The 19831-nt window shown below is 56.5% G+C and carries 16 protein-coding genes; 8 read left to right on the top strand and 8 right to left on the bottom strand.

Annotation, left to right across the window (positions count from 1 at the left end):
• Positions 1-68 precede the first annotated feature (68 nt).
• A complete protein-coding gene (locus tag Pan97_RS16195) occupies positions 69-2111 on the top strand; it encodes a prolyl oligopeptidase family serine peptidase (protein WP_144974306.1) in 2043 nt (680 codons plus the stop codon).
• A 76-nt stretch (positions 2112-2187) separates the two neighbouring features.
• Here Pan97_RS16195 and mqnC read toward each other — a convergent pair whose 3' ends face one another.
• The 3 genes from mqnC to Pan97_RS16180 all read right to left on the bottom strand — a co-directional run bounded on the left by mqnC (position 2188) and on the right by Pan97_RS16180 (position 4833).
• Entirely contained in the window at positions 2188-3315 is a 1128-nt protein-coding gene (gene mqnC / locus Pan97_RS16190) for a cyclic dehypoxanthinyl futalosine synthase (protein ID WP_144974304.1), read from the bottom strand.
• Entirely contained in the window at positions 3293-4111 is an 819-nt protein-coding gene (locus Pan97_RS16185) for a menaquinone biosynthetic enzyme MqnA/MqnD family protein (RefSeq protein WP_196782122.1), read from the bottom strand. The genes mqnC and Pan97_RS16185 overlap by 23 nt, the downstream gene beginning before the upstream one ends.
• Positions 4112-4248: 137 nt before the next feature.
• Entirely contained in the window at positions 4249-4833 is a 585-nt protein-coding gene (locus Pan97_RS16180) for a hypothetical protein (RefSeq protein WP_144974302.1), read from the bottom strand.
• A gap of 315 nt (positions 4834-5148) precedes the next feature.
• Here Pan97_RS16180 and Pan97_RS16175 point away from each other — a divergent pair, with 315 nt between their 5' ends.
• Positions 5149-5868, top strand: a complete 720-nt coding sequence (locus Pan97_RS16175; protein ID WP_144974299.1) for a hypothetical protein — start codon at positions 5149-5151, stop codon at positions 5866-5868.
• 13 nt (positions 5869-5881) lie between these two features.
• Here the strand turns inward: Pan97_RS16175 and miaA are convergent, their stop codons facing one another.
• Complete coding sequence (gene miaA / locus Pan97_RS16170; RefSeq protein WP_144974297.1) at positions 5882-6841, bottom strand: tRNA (adenosine(37)-N6)-dimethylallyltransferase MiaA; 960 nt, start codon at positions 6839-6841, stop codon at positions 5882-5884.
• A 187-nt stretch (positions 6842-7028) separates the two neighbouring features.
• Between miaA and Pan97_RS16165 the strand changes: the two genes are divergently transcribed.
• The 3 genes from Pan97_RS16165 to Pan97_RS16155 all read left to right on the top strand — a co-directional run bounded on the left by Pan97_RS16165 (position 7029) and on the right by Pan97_RS16155 (position 8749).
• On the top strand, positions 7029-7385 hold the full coding sequence (locus Pan97_RS16165; protein WP_144974295.1) for a phosphoribosyl-ATP diphosphatase: 357 nt from the start codon (positions 7029-7031) through the stop codon (positions 7383-7385).
• A gap of 36 nt (positions 7386-7421) precedes the next feature.
• Entirely contained in the window at positions 7422-8273 is an 852-nt protein-coding gene (gene hisG / locus Pan97_RS16160) for an ATP phosphoribosyltransferase (RefSeq protein ID WP_144974293.1), read from the top strand.
• Between the two features lie 104 nt (positions 8274-8377).
• Positions 8378-8749: an endonuclease domain-containing protein gene (locus tag Pan97_RS16155; protein ID WP_144974291.1), complete on the top strand. Its 372-nt coding sequence runs from the start codon at positions 8378-8380 to the stop codon at positions 8747-8749.
• Positions 8750-8812: 63 nt separating this feature from the next.
• Here the strand turns inward: Pan97_RS16155 and Pan97_RS16150 are convergent, their stop codons facing one another.
• Both Pan97_RS16150 and Pan97_RS16145 read right to left on the bottom strand, forming a co-directional pair.
• On the bottom strand, positions 8813-11440 hold the full coding sequence (locus tag Pan97_RS16150; protein ID WP_165698799.1) for a protein-disulfide reductase DsbD family protein: 2628 nt from the start codon (positions 11438-11440) through the stop codon (positions 8813-8815).
• 199 nt (positions 11441-11639) lie between these two features.
• Positions 11640-12647, bottom strand: coding sequence for a phosphotransferase (locus Pan97_RS16145; protein WP_144974287.1), 1008 nt, complete (start codon positions 12645-12647; stop codon positions 11640-11642).
• Positions 12648-13031: 384 nt separating this feature from the next.
• On the opposite strand from Pan97_RS16145, the gene Pan97_RS26895 reads away from it, so the two are divergent.
• From Pan97_RS26895 to Pan97_RS16130, 3 genes are all read left to right on the top strand, one after another.
• Positions 13032-15929 carry a zinc-dependent metalloprotease gene (locus Pan97_RS26895; protein WP_196782121.1) on the top strand — a complete coding sequence of 966 codons (2898 nt, stop codon included), beginning with the start codon at positions 13032-13034 and terminating at the stop codon, positions 15927-15929.
• A gap of 253 nt (positions 15930-16182) precedes the next feature.
• Positions 16183-17130 carry a DUF1559 domain-containing protein gene (locus tag Pan97_RS16135; RefSeq protein WP_144974285.1) on the top strand — a complete coding sequence of 316 codons (948 nt, stop codon included), beginning with the start codon at positions 16183-16185 and terminating at the stop codon, positions 17128-17130.
• Between the two features lie 59 nt (positions 17131-17189).
• A complete protein-coding gene (locus Pan97_RS16130; RefSeq protein WP_144974283.1) occupies positions 17190-17582 on the top strand; it encodes a hypothetical protein in 393 nt (130 codons plus the stop codon).
• A 223-nt stretch (positions 17583-17805) separates the two neighbouring features.
• Here Pan97_RS16130 and Pan97_RS16125 read toward each other — a convergent pair whose 3' ends face one another.
• Both Pan97_RS16125 and Pan97_RS16120 read right to left on the bottom strand, forming a co-directional pair.
• Positions 17806-18609, bottom strand: coding sequence for an endonuclease/exonuclease/phosphatase family protein (locus Pan97_RS16125; RefSeq protein WP_144974281.1), 804 nt, complete (start codon positions 18607-18609; stop codon positions 17806-17808).
• Between the two features lie 541 nt (positions 18610-19150).
• On the bottom strand, positions 19151-19720 hold the full coding sequence (locus Pan97_RS16120) for a DUF1802 family protein (protein ID WP_165698798.1): 570 nt from the start codon (positions 19718-19720) through the stop codon (positions 19151-19153).
• Positions 19721-19831 lie beyond the last annotated feature (111 nt).

Raw genomic sequence — 19831 nt, 5'->3', positions numbered from 1 at the left:
TAAAATCAATCCAGCCTGGCCGACGTGGGTATCTGTCGGCCTTCTGCCCCCCTGCCTGGATTGTCCTCATGCGAAACTGCCTCCTGTTTGCCGCTGCGTTCTTCCTGTCTGCAACTTCCCTGTGGGCCGATGGCCCGGCCGATAACGTCCCTGCCAGCGTTCGCCCGATTCCGCCTGAGGGGATCGAGATTCCGGCCGAAGATGCCGCGGAACTATCGCAGGGGCTCGAGCGGCTGGATGACCTGATCAAGAAGCTGGCGATGCGTCGCGACGCGAAAACGCCGCGGATGCTGCCGGACGTCGAGATCTTTTCCCGCGCCATCCACCAAGCCCTCAAGTACCGCGAGTTCTTCAAGCCGGCCGATATCGCCGCCGCCAAGCAGACGTTGACCGAAGGATTGAACCGGGCCGAAAGCCTGATGGAAGGAAAGACCCCATGGACCACGCAAACCGGCCTGGTCGTTCGCGGGTACCGCTCGAAGATCGATCAAACGGTGCAGCCGTACGGGCTGGAGATTCCTGACGACTACAATTTCGATTCGATCGACGCGTTTCGTCTGGATATCTGGCTGCACGGTCGGGGCGAACGCAACACCGAGGCCAACTTCATCGCCGAACGGATGAAGAAGCCAGGTCAGTATCAGCCTGCCGGAACAATCGTGCTGCATCCGTTTGGACGGTACTGCAACGCGTTCAAGTTCGCGGGCGAGATCGACGTTCTGGAAGGGATGCAGCACGTCAAAGATAGCTACCGCATCGACGACGACCGCGTCGCGATTCGCGGGTTTTCAATGGGCGGGGCAGGGTGCTGGCAGATGGCCGTGCATTACCCCGACTTGTTCTTTGCCGCCAATCCCGGGGCAGGCTTCTCGGAAACGCCGTTGTTTTTGGACGTGTTCCAGAAGGAAACGCTGGAGCCGACCTGGTACGAAAAGAAACTGTGGCAGTGGTACGACTGCCCAGGCTACGCCGAGAACGTCTTCAATCTGCCGACGGTCGCCTACAGTGGTGAACTCGATATTCAGAAGCAAGCCGCCGACGTAATGGAAGCTGCGATCGCCGCCCAGGGGATGCGGCTGACGCATATCATCGGCCCCGAGACGAAGCACGCGATTCATGCCGACTCGAAAGAGATCATTTCGGCGAAGCTCGATGCCCTGGCGAAAGTGGGCCGCATCACCACGCCTGGCGAGATCCGCTTCGCCACGTTCACCCTGCGTTATCCACGGATGCACTGGGTAACCGTCGCCGGTCTGCAGGAGCACTGGAAGCAGGCCAGCGTGCATGCCAAAGTCGACTCGGCGAGCAATACGATCGTGATCGGCACGCGGAACGTTACCCGCTTGGAACTGAACTTCCCGCCCGGGCAAACGCTGTTGGACGTCGACCAGCCGGTGAAAGTTCGCATTGCCTCGTCCAGTGATGGCGTTCAAGGCGACTACACCGACCTGACGGCATTGCAGCCAGAGACCGACCGTTCGTGGGCGGCCCGCTTGGAAATGACGCCCGCTGGCTGGCAGCTTGGTTGGAGCACGCCTACCATGCTGGCGAAAGTGCCTGGGCTGCAAGGTCCGATTGACGACGCGTTCCTCGATAGTTTCGTCGTGGTCAGCCCGACGGGCGAGCCGTGGAACGAAGCGGCTAACGCCTGGGCCGTTGGCGAGATGAATCACTTCGTCGAACAATGGCGACAACAGTTCCGCGGCGATGCCATCGTGAAAGCGGACGACATGCTAACCGAGGCCGACATTGCCAGCAGTAACCTCATTCTGTTCGGCGACCCCGGCAGCAACGTAGTGCTAGCCAAGATCGCCGACAAGTTGCCGATTCAGTGGACCAAGAATGAGGTGACCGTTGGCGGGAAGACCTACAAGGCAACCGAGAACGCCCCGGTGCTGATCTACCCGAACCCGCTGAACCCGGCCAAGTACGTGGTGATTAATAGCGGCTTCACCTATCGCGAGTACGCTTACCTGAACAATGCCCGCCAGGTACCCAAACTGCCCGACTGGGCGATCGTGGAAGTGACGACGAAGCCGGATGCGTTGTGGCCGGGGAAGATTGTGGATGCCGACTTCTTTGATGAGCGTTGGCAGGTGAAGTCAAAATAGTTCGGCAATCATCTGAAAGACCCTACGTTCCTGTCCCCTCTCCCTCGCAGACGGTGGAGAGTGGACAGGATGCTACTTAAGACAACGTCACCAGCTCTTGGTTTCTTAGAGCGTTGGCCTGGACGGCTTTCATTTCGTGTTCTTTGGGGAACAGTTCGTAATGAACGTTGCGTTGGCGGGGCTCGTAGCCGAGTTCGCTGATCGCGTCGCGGATTTCCTGGAGGGTCAGGAAGTGAACCGTACCGGCCTCGGCGACGACGTTCTCTTCGATCATCAGGCTGCCCATGTCGTTGGCCCCGTATAGCAGCGCCAATTGGCCGATCTTCAGGCCCTGGGTGACCCAGCTTGATTGAATGTTGGGGACGTTGTCGAGATACAACCGCGAGATGGCCTGGGTCTTGAGGTACTCGAACGTGCCTGACGGCGGAATGTGGCTCATATCGGTATGCTCTGGCTGGAAGGTCCAGCAGATGAATGCCGTGAAGCCGCCCGTTTCGTCCTGCAACTGACGGACGCGCTCGAGGTGTTCAATCCGTTCGGCCAGCGTTTCGACGTGCCCGAACATCATGGTGGCGGAACTGCGTCCCCCGATCTCGTGCCAGACTCGCATCACATTCAGCCAGTCGTCGGTCATCACTTTGCCGCGGGTCAGTTCACGGCGGACGCGATCGTTGAGGATCTCGGCGCCGCCCCCCGGCAAACTGCCCAGGCCGGCGTCTTTCAGCCGCTGCAGCACTTCCTTCAGCGGAAGTTTGTTGACCTTGGTGAAGTGATGGATCTCAGGCGGGCTGAACGCGTGCAGGTTGACCTGCGGGAAAGCCTTCTTGATGTCTCCCAACAGCTCTTCATACCAGTCGAGTTTGTACTCGGGGTGCAGGCCGCCCTGCATGAGGATCTGATCGCCGCCGAGGGCGACCGTTTCTTCGACCTTCTTGAGGATCTCTTCGCGTGGAAGGACGTACCCTTCGCTGCTTTTCGGGCTGCGGTAGAACGCGCAGAAGTGGCAAACGGCCGTGCAGACGTTGGTGTAGTTGATGTTGCGATCGATGTTGTACGTGCGATAGTTTTCCGGATGCATTCGGCGCGTGACCGCATCGGCGGCGCGGCCGATCGCCAACAGGTCGTTCGACTGGAGAAGCTTCAGGCCTTCTTCCGGGGTCAGTCGCTCGCCGGCGACTGCTTTATCGAGCAATTTCGCAATCATCGTAAATCGGTGTCCTGCCGCTGGGTGCTAGATCTAATCCAACTGCATAGTCGTAAAAACGCGTGAGGGCCGCTTTCTCTTGCGGGCCCAGCGTGAAATGTAAATTATCGTGAAAATATTGGAAGCACTCGCTGGTGGTCAGCCGGTAGTTGGGGGCTTCCCGCTCGGCGATTTCCTGCAGGTTTTCCAGTCCGCGGTTTCTTGCCTGCATCAAGTGCTGGGCGATCGATTCGGTGGGGACGCCTGGCCGGGCAACCCACATGGCGAAAACGAACGGCAGCCCCGTCCAGTCGACCCATGTTTCCCCCAGGTCCCACACTTCGACGGCGTCGATCGCCGGTGGATGGATCGCTCGGTCGCCAATCAACAGGATCGCATCCGCTTCGCAGTCCCGCATATCGCTACCCAGAGGGAGCGCCTGCAGGCGGGGCCGAACGTCGAGTCGCTCGGCCAGCAGGATCTTTGCTAGCGCGGCACTGGTTCGCGAGCCTTCGTCCAAGGCCAGCGTTTGAATCTGCCGGGGAGGAACGCGGAAGAAGATCTTCACGCTCCAAACCGGTCCCAGGCAGCCAATGCAGGCGTCGGTAATGATTCGGTAGCCGTCCCCCAGGAAGTATTCGATCGAGGGGATCAACGCCACGTCTAACAGGCCCAGGGCAAGCTGGTCGGCAAGGTGGCTGGGGTAATCGAACGAGAGGGTGAAGGGAGTCTCTGCGCCATCCAGACCGTGAACCAAGGGCTTGGTGTTCAAGTAGCGAACGGCTCCTACGCGGGCCTTCATCTCGACGGCGTTCACGGCGTTATCTTGCACGTTGAATGGAAACGGGGTGCCTAAATCTGCTAGAAATTGAACCGCCCATCTGCAGACGGCGTAACCCCATAAACCATGCAGGGATGCGGATTAAGGGTAATCAAGCTTCTAGCGTACGCGGATTAGGCGTCGAAGGGAAGGTCGGCCAGGCCGTTGACCACCAGCCGGCAGACCGCTTTCCAGGGGATCAGATGGATCTGGTACTTGTCGGATTCCCCCTTGCGGACGAAATAGCCAAGTTCCGGCGAAGATTTCTCGGGGGAGTAGTGGTGAGGGACGAAGACTTCTCCCTCAGGTAGGTGGATTTCGAAGGAGACCTCGGGGGCATGCGTCTTCCAGAGATGGGTGAACTCGACAAACATGCGGCTATGACCCGCGACGATCGGGGCCCCCGGCTGCTTCGATCCGATCGAAGAATGCAAGACGTCGGAGGTCTCTGCGTCGTCTCGCAAGCCCAGATCCGACAGATCCGGCAAATCGCCCGCCGACCTGATCTCGCTGGAATTCCTCAGTGCCGAGGCACCGGTAGAAGAGGCCGAGGACGCGATCGCATGCGTATTATCAGCCGATTCAGGCGTGACGTTCGGGACACGAAACCGCACGTTGCAGTGAGGACACTTTCCAGGCTGCCCCTGCAATCGTTGCGGAGCGTTTAATCGATGCCCGTTGGGACACAGGAACATAATTGTGTCGGACTTGGTATTCACCTACGCTCCCATTTGAGAAAATGCCGCCTAGCGGCCGCGTCGTGCGCTTTTTGAAGGCTTAGGACGCCCACGATAACCGTCCCAGGATACGGGCTGGATTTAAACAAATGATGAATTCAAGCCCTGCGATCCGTAAAAAAGAGTTACTTTCGCCGAAGTTTCACTCAGACCTCGACTTAAGACCGCATGATATGTCACATTATCAATCGCGCAGCAGTTGACTAAAATGTGGCCCCCGGGCAAGTTAAAGGCCCGGTTCAGCTTATCTCCCTGTCGCCTTGGAAGCCCTGCTTTCGATCCTTATCGCGGAACAACATGGCCGAACAGCAAGAAAAAATACGCGTAACATGTCCCAGTTGCTTCAAGCGCTTTGAAGTCAGCGCCAAGTTTGCCGGGCGCGAAGGTCCGTGCCCCAGCTGTAAGAAGCCGATCAAGATTCCGGAACTGACCGAACAAGTCGTCCTGCGCGAGAAGGAGCAGTTCGGCGGCGTTAAGTCGAAAGAGGGGAAGCTGGTCTTCAAGCCGGTTGCCCGCGAAGACGCAAAGTTTTCGACGACGGCCCTGGCGGTGGTGCTGACGGCCGCCATCTCCGCGTTTGCGATCGCCTTCTTCATCGGGCATTCGACCGAAGACAAAAGCAACTTGACGTTGATTGTCGCCGCAGGCTCGTTCTTGATGGCACTGCCGATCTGTTGGAGCGGCTATTGGTTTCTGCGCGACGACGAGTACGAAGCCTACTCGGGCCTGGAACTGTGGGTGCGCGTCGCCGTGTGCTCAGCCGCGTATGCACTGATTTGGGGAATCTATGCGTTTCTGGTGGGTTACTGGGAACTGAGCCCCAACCTGAACGAGTACCTTCCCTACTACGTGATCACGGCGGTCGTCTGCCTGATTGGTGGTGGCTTTGCGGCAGCCGGCGCGTTCGATATTCAGCCGTTGTCAGGCTTCCTGCACTTCTCGTTTTACATCCTGATCACGCTGCTGCTGCGGATGACGATGGGGCTGTCGGCCTATTACGTGAACTGGTGGGACTAACTCCCGATCGACCTCAAGAGGCGGTCCCCATTTCGTAGATTTGCTGGGCGACCGCTGCGGCATCGAGCGTGCCGCTGAGCGTCACTTCGCGGCATTCGGGCAAGCTGCGAAACCACGTGCATTGACGCTTGGCGAATTGCCGCGTCCGGGCTTTGACGCGATCTTTGGTCGACTCCAACTCTTGATTGTCGGCCAGGTAGTCGATCACTTCCTGGTAGCCGACCGCCTGCATGGCGGTGGTGCTCAGTGGGGAATAGGTATCGAGCAGACGCCGTACTTCCTCGATCAGGCCGACGTCGAACATCGTATCGACGCGCTGGTTGATTCGATCGTGCAATACCGAGCGATCCCAGGAGAGCCAGAACGCCTTGCAGTCTTCCGGTTTGACGTGATCTTCAAACTCGAACTGGTAATGGCTCATCGGCCTACCGGTAGCCTGGTGCACTTCGAGGGCGCGGATCATGCGGCGGGTATCGTTTTCATGAATGCGGGCCGCGGCAAGGGGATCGACCAGTCTTAGCCGGGCATGCAGGGCCGCGTTACCCACTTTGGCCGCTTCCTCTTCCAAGGCTTTTCGTAACTCGGGATCCGGGGCTGGGCCTTCGGAAAGACCTCGTAGTAAGGCCTTCAAATAGAGCGGGGTACCACCCACGAAGAGGGCCTCTTTGCCGCGCCCGCGGATCTCTTTAACGGCCTGTTCGGCCATCTCCAGGTAATGGGAAATGCTGGAGTTTTCGTTCGGATCGAGCACGTCAATCAGGTGGTGCGGGATGACGGCTTGCTCATCCAGTGTCGGCTTGGCGGTGCCGATATCCATCGCGCGGTAGAGGGACATCGAGTCGAGGGCGATGATTTCCGCGTTAATTTTCTCAGCCAGGTGAAGCCCGACCCGCGTTTTTCCGCTGGCGGTCGCCCCCGAAAGAAACCAGCAGTCCAGGAAGGTAAAGTCTTTGTCAGTCGTGGGATTGGTCATGCTTATGGCGGTCGATTCCAGGGAAAAACCCTGGTTTCTGCGGATGTTAAGGTTCATTGGGGGTGCAATTTTCAGTTTACCCCCAGCTGACTACAATACTAGATTCCCGGCCACTCGACGAAGGGGGTTGGGTTACTCGACGAAATGAACTTCCCCAACTGCATTACCTCAACAAGGGGGCCGTACTTTGTCCGGCGAACCTAACGCAAATCCTTCCGTGAACGTCCTGGCAGCGCTGATGGCCGTGATCGAAGATCGCCGCGCCAACCCGCCAGAGAAGTCGTACACCACCAAATTATTCCAAGGTGGCGTGCCTAAGATCGGCGAGAAGATCATGGAAGAGGCGGCCGAAGTGGTCGAGGCCGCCGGCGAAGAGGGAGAAGAGGGGCGTCAGCATCTGATCTATGAAGCGGGCGACCTGATCTATCACCTGCTGGTCATGCTGGGGCATCGCGAGATTTCCCTGGCCGAGGTCGAAGCCGAATTGGGACGCCGATTTGGCGTTTCTGGTATCGATGAAAAAGCGGCCCGCGACCCGAAGTAAACTCTGCAATCACCATCCAACCCCCAGCGAACCATCATGGAAAACTTCCGGATTGGCATTCCCAGCAAAGGGCGACTCGCGGAAGTCGCTACCGAACTTCTCGGCGACGCCGGCCTGAAATTTCGTCGCCAGGATCGCAGCCTGTTTGCTCGGGTTCGCGATATGCCGATCGACATCACCTTCCTGCGGACCGATGACATCCCGGTGCTGTGCGCCGAAGGGGCCATCGACATGGGGATCACCGGTAGCGACCTCGTCGAGGAAGCCGAAGTTGACGTCGAGACCCGCATGGAACTGGGCGTGGGCAAGTGCCGCCTGGCGTTGTGCGTGCCGGAAGATACCGATTGGAAAAGCGTCGAGGACATGAAGTCGTGCCGCGTCGCGACCAGCTTCCCCAACGTTACCAACAGCTACATGGTCGCCAACGGAGCGCAGCCTCATTTGGTGAACCTGTCAGGCTCGGTCGAAGTGATGATCTCGCTGGGCATTGCCGACGCGATCGTCGACCTGGTCGAGACCGGCAGCACGCTGGCCGCGAATCGCTTGAAGATCTTTGCCGAGATCGGCAGCTACCAAACGGTGCTCATCCAGAACAAGCAGAAGCGTCAGCCTGAGCTTGCCGACCGGATCGTTCGCCGATTGGAAGGGGTGGTGATCGCTCGCGATTACTCGCTGCTGGAATACAACATACCCCGCGAAAAGCTCGCCGAGGCCGAAAAGATCACCCCGGGCTTCAACTCGCCGACGATCAACCCGCTGGAAGACGACGCCTGGTGCGCGGTGCGGGCCATGGTCAAGCGCAAGGAAGTGATCGACGTGATGGAACAGCTGGAACAACTCGGCGCGTCGGCCATCCTGCAAACGAACATCGCCAACTGCCGGTTGTAAGACGGGCGGCTGTAAGATAATCGCGTATCACCTGATGAGAGGCCTCTATCAAATCTTCGTTCCCTCTCCCCCGAGGGGAGAGGGTTAGGGTGAGGGGTTATTCAATGGAGCCCAACCAACCTACCAACTCTCAACGCCGCAAATCTCTCCGCCAAACTTCTACCAAACCAGAGCAACTAATCTGGTCGGTTCTGCAAAATCGTAAACTCGCTGGCTTGAAGTTCAGACGGCAACATTCCATCGGTCCATGGATAGCGGACTTCGCCTGCATGGAGAAGATGGTCGTGATCGAAATCGATGGTGGATATCACGACAAGACTCAAGACAAAGATACTGAACGCCAGCGTTACCTTGAAGCGGAAGGATTCAAAGTGCTTCGCTTTCAGAACGAGGAGGTGCTCACGAATCTTGAAGGCGTCAGCATTGCCATCCGGCGATTGTTGGGGTTGCCCGATGAAGATAACCCCTCACCCTAACCCTCTCCCCTCGGGGGAGAGGGGACGAAGATTTGTTAGGCGAATTTGAGATTGAAGCGAAAGCTACTCCTGCATCGCCGTTTGCTTTACCAGGCTGCTCGATTCCTGTTGGGCGGCGTTCAAGCTTTCGATGACCTTTGACTCGGTCAGCAGGTCGCTCAAGACGTACACCTCGCCTGCTTTGCCTCCGGGGAAGATGGCCAGCAGTGGGATGCTGTTCGAGCCCAGCTTGTTGATGAACTTCTGCACCTGGGGGCTGTTATCGTGCGTGGTGTTGGTCCAGTCGACCAGCATCGGGACGATGCCGTGTTGGTTGACCACTTCGCCGACGCCGTCGGTGTTGATCGCGGTGTAGTAGTTCACCTTACAGGTCGGGCACCAGTCGGCGGTGAAATCGACCATCACCGTTTCGCCGGCTTGCTGTCGGGCGTAGATGTCGTTTTCCAGGGCTGGCCAACGTTCTTCAGCGTACGTGTCCCAGGCGATGCTTCCTTCGTGGGTATCCCCTTCAATGAGGTTATTGTACGAGAAGATGCCGATGCCGATCGCGACGACGAACGCACCGATCGTAGTGGCGATCTTCGAACTCTTGTGCTCGAGCGTGTGCACCTGACCAAGCATCCAGCACCCGGCACCCAGGCCTACCAGCAGAGTCAGCGTCGGCACGACGTACTGATCGGGCATGGTATACATCAGATAGACGACCGTCAGCATCATGACGAAGCCCATCAACTGCTTGAAGGCCACCATCCAGTTGCCTGGTTTGGGTAGGAAAGCGATCAGGCGTGGGTTCATGCCGATGATCAGGTAAGGGGAAGCCATCCCCAGGCCGATCGATCCGAAGACGATGAACGTCACGTACGTTTCCTGCGAGATGGTATAGCCGAATACCGGACCCAGGAACGGGCCGCTGCACGGCGTCGACAACAGCGTGGTGACGATCCCTTTGAAGAACGCCCCGCCATAGCCTGACTTGTTCGAGGCGTTGGCGACGCTGCCACTTCCCAGGAAACTCGGCATCGTCAGTTCCCAAACGCCCAGCATGCTCAGGCCCATTGTGTAGACCAGGACGATCATCGCCAGGATGTATCGCCAGTCGCCACTCCACTGCCCCCAGGCCAGCCCGTCGGCTCCGCCAGCGGCGGCTTCGCCAGAACTGAAAGCGCCGACGATGAGATTCAGCGAAGACGAAACGACCGCCAGAATCATGAACACGAAGATCACACCCAGCGAGTAGATCAGGTTCAGCATGAAGACCTGGCCGCGATGTTTGCCGGCCTGATTCACGAAGGAAAGGATCTTCAAGCCGACGACCGGCAGCACGCACGGCATCAGGTTGAGGATCGCCCCACCGATAAAGCTCAGGACGATGATCCAGCCCAGGCTGGCCGTCTCTGGCGGGTTGAGCACCTTCCACTGGATGTTATCGTTCATCGGGACCGGTGGAGCCATCGCGTTATGATCTTTTGGCTGCTCACGCGTCGGTGGATTGATGATTTGGCTGGTCTTGTCACCAGTGGCGTCTTGAACTTCCGCGTGCGTGATCTTGGCTCGCTCGGCCGCCTTGGTGTACTTGGCCGGGGAGAACGCGAACGGAGCGGACTCGTCTTTCCCTTTCTCGCCGACTTGAACGACCCCTTCGAACATCGCGCCCGAAGGACGATCGCAGGTCGTATCGGTGCAGGTTTGATAGCCGACATAACCGACCAGCGGATACTTGCCAGGCACGGCGTCGATCGGAACCTGAACGGTGAATTTCCAGGTCGTTTCCCCTTCGTGATAACGTACCGGTGGGAAGCCTTCGATGAGGGCCTTTTCGATCACCGGGTTTTGCGTCTTGGCCTGCGTGGCCAGCCAGGGTGTGACTTCCGCCAGGGCGACTTGGGTCGATTTGTAGCCGATGGTCGAATCGGTCGGTGAGTAGGCATAGACGTGGTAGTTACCTTTGGGCTTGAAGCTCAGCGTGACGGTGACTTCATCGCCGGGCTCGACCTTGGCGGGCTCGAACTTACCACTTAGCACGCCATGACCACCTTCGGTCGAGTAGTCCCCCATGGTCCCTTGGATTTTATAATCGGCCGGGGGAATGGCTCCGCCTGGGGTGGCAGCTTTTTCTGGCAACAAATTCTCTGGTTTAGGCACTTCCTTTTCCCCGTCGAACTTCGCGACGGCATTGGCCGTGACCGGAAAGCACGTTCCTTTGTCGTGACAACTTTGGCCACTTAGTTTGACCTTTAAGTCCAGGTCGTCTGGCTTGGTGCCAGGAGCGAGCAAAATGGGAGCGCTCCAGGTAACCTTCTCGTAGAACTTCTCTTGCGCGACGCGGATGATGTTGTCGGGTGGTACGACCTTGGGTTTATGATCGGGGGTGAATTCACCCACGGCGGTGATGCCTGGGCTGTCTTCGATCTTCAGCTTGGTCGCCATCGGCCCGCCTTTGGGCTGCGTGGTCGAGTAGAGACACCATCCGCTGCCGACTGTGGCGGTGACGTCAATGCGTCCGTGCGTGCCAGCCGGATCGACGACGTACTTTGCGGTCAGCTTTAAATTCGGATCACTTTGGCCGCCACCGCCGAAATCGTCGAAGCCTTCAATGCCTTGGAACAGATCCCCACCCAGCCCTTGGGCCATGATCGTGGTGGGAAGCAGACAAAGCAGTAATGTTAGAGCGATGGGGGTAAAACGCTTCATGAGAATATTCATTACCGAGGAAAAAGCTGGTCAGGACCTAAATGTCGGTCTGAAACCATCTTCGGAAAAAATGGTGGGTTCGTAAATGCGGAATTCGTAATTCAGGCAAACGGATGTCCGAGCCAGTCGAGGTATTGTTCACCGCAGCCTGGGCTGAGTCTGTGATGTTGAATACGCACGTGGGTTTCACATTGCTGGATCATATCTTCCAGGCTGCGTGCTTCTCTATTTTCGCTAAACGATCCGTTAGGTGAGACAGCCGGGAACTGACATGGTCACAGTTGGCGAAACGGATCTCATCAATCACTAGCCACTGTACCCAATTCAACCCCGTTAGCAGAACATTTGCCGCGTCCAGGACGATTGCCAACCGCTCTTCCGAAGGGGTAAGCGGGCGAATTGAGTCGACCGCTTGGAAGGCAAATTCCCAGTCGACTTCTCCATCCAGGGACACTTCGCTCGCCATTCGCGATACATCCAGAGCAATGTTATCCCACCGCATCGACCCCAGATCGAATAATCCGGTCAGCTGATCTCCCTGGAATCGAAAGTTTTCCGGGCGCGGATCCGCGATGCAGTCTTCAAGCAAATAGGTCTCGTCCTCAAGCGATAAGAGCAGCGGACCCAGGCGTGGGTGATAATGTACTAAACTGTCTAGGAATTGCTCGAGCGCCCATTTCCACTGCGGTTGCCCGAAGCTGTGAAGCGAGGGGAAGTGGCCACGCACATGCTTCAGGCGCCACGCTTCGCAGAGTTGGATACGCGTCTGAATTCCGGGCGATACGTCGGTTTCTTTCGGGGGCGTTTCGTGCTTGTCATGAAACTCGGCAACCGCGTGAAACATGGCCTTCTTTTGCGGAAATGTGTAGGGAAGGGTGGGCGGCGATCCATTGATCCAGGTTTGAAGTTCCCACAGCCGATCATCCGTCTGCACATAAGTCTGGCCGGATGCCGCCGGCAGGTACCCGGCCAGGTAGGTCATGCCCCGGCGGCGGCGATCGTTCGCCGCATGGTGGGCCGCCAGTAGACGATTGACGGAAAAGTCGGGCGGCATAAGCTTCAAACAGTAACATGCCTGAGCCGTTTCGACCTTCCATACCTCGCTTCCGCTAAGTCCTCCTTCACAAGCTACGATGCCGCGCACTGTCGATGTGGGAAGCTGAAAAGCTGCCAGGACCTGGATTAGCGTTTTGTCGTGGTTCGTCATTTTTTGGCGTTTTCAAGCAACTTTTCCCACACGGTTCCCGGCAAGGTTTATGGATGAATCGGTGACTCTAATCGTTTTTATTGGTATAAACGGCTTTTCTTTCCCAAAATCCCATGCGCAGAATAGAACAAATACGGCAGTCGCTTAGAGTGGGGTATATTTTCCCAGCGATCTAAAACTAGCCGTAGTGGAAAGTTTTCCGAATTTCGTTGTCCAATCTCGCAAGATTTCGCGGTGAGAAGCCTCTACCTGAGGGGCGATTGCTGCCGTCGCGGTGTGTGGCAATCGCCTTAGGCAACCCAATTGAGAACGATATCCGGATAACTTATCGAAATCTCCCTCCCTTTTTATTGTACGAGAGTTGTACGCATGAAGGTGTTTACATTGTTGCAACGGTCAACGGCTTGGTGTGCGACGGCGATGGTCGCCCTGGCCGCAACCGGTCTGGCCATGGCGGACGAAACGAAGACGGACGGAGACATGGCCGATGCTGCCGTCCCATCCGAAGTCGCCGCGACGACAGGCGGATCGAGTTCCTCGAGTTCCGGTGGCAGTAGTTCCAGCGGTTCGAGTACGCCGGCTCACGCCGCGATCCTGAAGGACTTCAAGAAACAAGACGGCCTGATTCCCACTTATCACAAGGGGAATCGGATGTTCTTTGAACTGAACAACACGCATTACAACGGCGAGTTCATCGTGCTGATTTCGATTGCCCGCGGTGCCGGTGTTGAACCGCTGTACGGCGGCATGTCGTGGGGCTTCGGTGACGACTGGGTCTGGAGCTTCCGCAAGGTCGACGATCGCATTCACATCGTTCGCAAGAACGTGCGCTTCAAAGCCCAAGATGGCAAGCCTGAATCGCGTGCCGTGAAGCATGCCTACAACGACAGCGTGCTGTTCAGCATTCCGATCGCCACGAAAGGTCCCGGTGGTGGTGACCTGGTGGAAGTGACCCCGGTCTTCATGAGCGACCTGCCGATGATCGGCGACGTGCTGCCAGGCTTCGGCTTCTCGGCCAGCAAATCGATCTTTGGTGCAGTGAAGGGCTTCGAGAAGAACCTGGAACTTCAAGTTGAAGCGACCTATCAATCAAGCGGCCGCTCGAACATCGACTCGGTGCCCGACTCACGTGGTTTGACGATCGACGTACACTACTCGATCAGCAAGATCCCATCGGGCGGTTACACTCCGCGCGTCGCGGACGATCGCGTCGGTTACTTCCTGACCGCCGTGAAGAACTACTCGAAGTCGGACGACAACCAGTTCGTGCGGTACGTCAACCGCTGGAAGCTGGAAAAGGCCGATCCTGCGGCGAAGATGTCGGAACCGAAAGAACCGATCATCTTCTACATGGAAAACACCATTCCGTATAAGTATCGCAAACCGATTCGCGATGGGATTCTGGAATGGAACAAGGCCTTCGAAAAGGCAGGCTTCATCGACGCGATTCACGTTCGGCAGCAGGAAGACGACGCCGATTGGGATCCGGAAGACGTCCGCTACAACACGTTCCGCTGGATCACTTCGGACGCTGGTTTCGCGATGGGGCCGAGCCGTGTGAATCCTTACACGGGGCAAATCCTGGACGCCGACATCATCTTCGATGCCGACTTCCTTAACTACTGGAAGCAGGCCTTCGAGAACTACAACCCTCAATCGACGGAAGCGTTGATTGGCGGTCCGCTGGACGTCAATAGCCAGGAAGAGTTCCTGAAGCGCGTCGGGTCGATCTCGCCGCGCCACCAGTGCATGCTCTCAGGCGGCATGTCGCAGCAGTTCGCTTTTGGTGCTGCCGCTGTCTTGGCCGACGTCGAGAAAGAAAAGGCTGCCAAGAAGAAGAAAAAGAAGAAGGACAAGGAAGAAGCCAAGTCCGAAGAAGAGATGAAAGAAGGCGAAAAGTCCGAGGATAAGAACGCCGAGGAAAAAGCCTCCGACGACAAGAAGGAAGATAAAGAAGAAGAGTCCAAGGAAGAGGAAGAAAAGAAGCCTTCGGCCGAAGAGGTCAAGAAAGAGCGAGAAGCCTTGCTCGAACGCATGATCATGGAAGGTCTGAAGGAAGTGGCCATGCATGAAGTCGGGCACACGTTGGGCCTGCGTCATAACTTCGTCGCCAGCAAGTACCATAGCCTGGCCGAGATCGCCGATTTGGAAGATGGCGAAGCGACCGTTTCCAGCGTGATGGACTACGTTCCCCCGCACATCGCCCCTCCCGGCGAAAAGCAGGGCGCGTTCTTCCCGCAGTCGATCGGCGTCTACGATATGTGGGCGATCGAGTACGGTTACAAGCCATTTAGCGGCGGAACCGACGGTGAGAAGGGCGAGCTGAACAAGCTGGCCTCGAAGAGTACCGAGCCTGGTTTGGCCTACCTGACGGATGAAGACACGACGAGCCTTTCGCCAGATCCGGATTCGAATCGCTTCGACTTCGGCAAGGATCCACTCGAGTTTGCCAAGAACCAATCGGAAGTCGTGAAAGCGGCGATGGATGGTCTGGCAGATCGCGTGGTGGAAGATGGCGAGGACTACTCTCGTGTTCGTCAGGCCTTCAACACGCTGCTGAACACCCATGGTCAAGCGATGTACTTCGCGTCCCGCTACGTCGGCGGCGTGCACGTCAATCGCTCGCACAAGGGCCAGGCCGACGCTCCGGCACCGTTTGAAGTGGTGGACGTTGAAAAGCAGCGTGAAGTCATGAAGCTGCTCTCGGAACAGGTCTTCAGTGACGAGCCATTCCAGTTCGACCCCGAACTGTACAACAAGTTGGCTCCTTCCCACTGGAACCACTGGGGTACCAGCTTCGACATCCGCGGCGACTACCCGATCCACGACACGATCTCGCGATGGCAGTCGACGATTCTGTCGCGATTGTTCTCGTCGATCACCCTGGACCGGATGCATGACGCGGAGTTGAAAGTCCCCGCCGATCAAGATGCGTTCACGACGGCTGAAATGATCGAGAGCCTGACCGATGCCATCTTCAGCGAACTCGATTCACTGGAAGAGGGTGACTATACGGTTCGCCAGCCAGCGATCAGCAGTCTGCGCCGCAACTTGCAGCGAGACTACCTGCAGCGATTATCGACCTTGGCCATGGGCAATTCGTATGCTCCGGCCGATTGCCAGACGATCGCCTATGCTCAGCTGATCGACCTGCACGAAAAGCTGCGGGACCTGGAAGAAAAGGAACTGGAACTCGACGCCTACACGCGTGCCCATCTGTTGGAAACGACGCGTCGGATCGAGAAAGTTCTGGATGCCGAACTAACGCTCTCGCGTCCGTAAGCCTGCCAAGCTTTCCAGCCTACTGAATTCGAGAAAACGCCGGAGTGATCACTCCGGCGTTTTTTTAGGCGCGATTTGGGATCCTGGTGGCATTTCATAAGCTGAGAAAATTTCATTCCATCTGATGGGGGTGGTGTAAAATAATTGACGGTATTGTAAAAAATATATGAATGTCGATCTAAGCGTCTTTATAGAATGTGTGTGATGGAAACTCTTCCTTTATCTATTCGTTTTACGCTTGAAGGATCACATCATGACGCTCAAACGGACGGGCTTCACGCTCGTCGAACTACTGGTTGTTATCGCAATCATCGGGGTATTGATTGCGCTTTTGCTGCCAGCGGTGCAGCAAGCCCGCGAAGCCGCCCGACGCATGACGTGCTCGAATCACCAAAAGCAACTGGGCCTGGCAATGCACAACTACCACGACACGCACGGCGTATTTCCGCCGGGCGTGTTTGCGGATGGTTTGAATGACCAACTGGACACCAATCCAAGAGCGATGTCCTGGATGCCGGTCCTTTTGCCATTTCTGGAGCAGGGGCCACTTCACGATCAGCTTCAGCCGTTTATGCAATCGAGAAGTTCCGCTGCATTCCCTAGCGATCTGATGAACACGAAGATCGAAACGTTGATGTGCCCGTCCGACCCCAATCGCGGGCAGACCGGCGAGGTTCACGGAACTGCCGATCCACCGCCAGACTTCAACGATGGTTTCCACGGCAACTACTTGTTGTGCCACGGCAACGAAGAGATCACGACGACAACCGATAACAACGCGACTGGGATGTTCTACTACCTGTCAAAGACTGATTTTTCTTCCTGCACGGACGGGACTGCCAACACCGTAATGGCGGCAGAAATCTTGCTGGTGAAATCGAATGTGTCTGGGGCACGTGACTGGCGTGGTCGTTATTACCGTGCCGACCACCTCAGCAGCATTGTCAGCACGCGACTTCCGCCGAACACCACGGCTTCGGACAAGATGCGTACCTGCCAGGGTTCGCCTCCTAACCCGTCTTACGCACCTTGTGCGCAGGACACCAACACGCAGGTCATTTATGCCCGCAGCCAACATCCAGGTGGCGTGATGATGACCCTGATGGATGCCAGCGTGCAATTTGTATCGGAAACGATCAATACTCAAACGTGGCAAGACCTGGGAACGAAAGCTGGTGGCGAAGTACCGGGCGAATATTAATCGAATCGCTTCCCGTATCCGTTCTGAATTTGAAAGACTCGTTTCCAGAAAGGAAAACGATGCATTACGCGTTGAAGTCGATGGCCCTGCTCGTCGTGCTGGGCCTTCTCATACCACTGGCCGGCTGTGGTGGGCCGCGGGAAATTGTCGTCAAGGGGACGGTTACCTTCGAGGGTGAACCGGTCGAAACAGGCGAAATCATTTTCATTCCCGCCGACGGTGTCGGCCCTGTCGGAGCCGGTCCAATCAACAATGGGGAATTCTCTTTCATCGCCCCACCTGGAGAAAAGAAGGTGGAGATCACCGCTAACAGGGTCGGTGACAAGCCAGCTCCCGATGGTCTGCCGAACTACATTCCGTACATTCCCAAGAAGTACAACACGGCGACGACCCTGACGGCAACCGTGGAAAACAAGGCAGAAAACACCTACACTTTCGACCTTGAGAAGTAAGAGCATTTAATTAAGAAAACGCCGGGCAGACCATCCGGCGTTTTTTTATGCGCAGCGATCAAATACTTGCTGACTTTGCCACCTTCGTATATCGATTGGGTTGACGGAACAAAACAGAGACGCAAGGTCGCTCTCGCTCCGAGTATCTGTACCAAGCATTCATCCAATTGCCCCAGATGGGACCGCCGTGCAGAAACGATCTGCTTGCCCAACGTATTGATGTTTATCGTTTGGGAAGATGGCGAGGAAAAACTAAATTGGCCCATATGGGTTTGTGGTCTGATAGCGGCTGATCCAATTCAATGATGCTGCCATCGGTCGCCGACGCACCAGAGGACGTGTTGTACAGGATGTGGTCGATGACCCTTCCCTGGTACTTGCCCATGGGGTCCAGCGCGTTGTACGTGAACCGGTTGGACAAATCCAATTTCAGGTCCTTCCAACTGGGCTTCATTCCTGCGTTTTCAATGGTGTTCATCGCCTCATCGCCAATCTTGTTGTTGTAATCGCCAACGACGATGACCCGCTCGACTGACTCTTTGGGCAAAATCTCTGATGCAAGTTGATAAGCATGCCCGTTGTCGCGACCCGAAGCACAGATATGCAAAGAGTAGAATGCGATTGGAAGGCCATCAATTTCAGTAACCGCTCGGACCGCCGACGCAGGATTCCAACCCCGATCGACGCGCAGCGGGTACTCTTTTGTTTCGCGCAGTGGCGTCCGACAGAGAATCGATTTGTATTTGTCCTTGTGGTTTGCCGACGAGATCTTCCCGACGTAGTAGTGTTTCATGCCCAGTACTTTTCCCACACGGGCGGTCCAGTCACCATCGGGAACCTCGTCGAATCCAATGATGTCCAGGTTATAGGGCTGGAACATTTCGCCAACCTGTTCCGGTGTTGTACTCCGGCTGAATTCGACATTGAAAGAAGCAACGCGAACAGCAATCTCCTGGGCCTTAGCCGGAGCGGCAAGACAGGCACAAACCCCCAATGTAACAACAGAAAAGTATTTAAGACCGTGCACTTGTTGTCCTTAGACGTGTTGTTTCTTGTTTCGTAATTGATCCCGTTAATGATGAAACGCCATATCTAGCACGCCAGCTTTCGAACAACAAGTCCCAGCCGTTTTTCAGGAGCCGTTGAAGGGGTTTCCCACTAATTCTAAGTGCTCTTTGCGGCTAGTTTTAGCGGACAAGAAAAAGAGAACTCCGCAAGTCCACGGGGGACTTGCGGAGCCTCATTGGTAGCCTGATCGGATTCTCAGAAGAGGTTCCGATAGGAATGTGGTTGCCTACCGGCAACCCGCCGGTAGCCGTTAGGCAGAGCCACCTCTACGGCTGGTACAGACATATTCCACTGGAACACCTCCTTTCTACTAAAGCTTACCCTTGGCCGGACAGAACGCCGTGTAGAGCCGACCGCAGGTCTTCAGTAACGTCGCGCTGCGTTAACGCGACCCTAGGTAAGTCTCACTTTGAACCAAGATTTCTGAAATGGCAAGGCCATTTTTCCAATCTCGGTTCTCCGCGAACGCCCCCGTAGGACAGGGCAGTAGAATTGTAGGTTCACGCACCTAGCGCGGAAAGTAGCAAATTCTTGCGAACGTGAAAATCAGCATCGGCAACCACCGGCTGTAAGTCGCCTGTTTCCAAGGGCTTGGGCAACTCGACCCAACTCTTACAACCGGCCATCGCGTCGGTCGGCGTGATGGCCGGTGGCTGGCTTGCTTCGTAAGCACGTACGACCAACAAGTGGATCCCTGGGGCCCGATAGTGGTAACGCATGTGCAGCGCTTCTCGGCTTAAGATTTGCTCGAAGAGGGACGCATCGAGCTTCGCTTCGTCTTCCAGATAGATCGCGTCGGTCACCTCGCACATCAGGTGCATCGTCACTTCCGGCGATGCCGGGGGCTGCAGGAACTCGGGATGCTCTTGCAGCAGCATCTTACCCAGACCGTTGAGTTTCGACTCGGCCTCGTGGAAATGGGTGGGATACAGCCAGAAGCGATTCTTGGGCAACGCGAATTCCCCCTCCGGCTCGGCAATGCCACCCTTGCGGGCCAACACAATCTGTTGGCCGCGAGCGATCGCTTCGCAGACGACATTCCACTCTTTGAGGGCAAGTTGGCACGCCATAACTTCGATTTTACCCGTAAATAAGGTTGATAGATTGACTGCTAAGTTGAGCTGGGAGGTAAAATAGATTAAGGAAATATGGCAATTCAAGGCCCGAATTGCTAAGGTAAT

This window comes from Bremerella volcania (genome assembly GCF_007748115.1).
Classification (GTDB): Bacteria; Planctomycetota; Planctomycetia; order Pirellulales; family Pirellulaceae; genus Bremerella; species Bremerella volcania.
The sequence above is the reverse complement of the archived record's forward strand: the minus strand, read 5'-3'. Positions and strand labels throughout refer to the sequence as shown.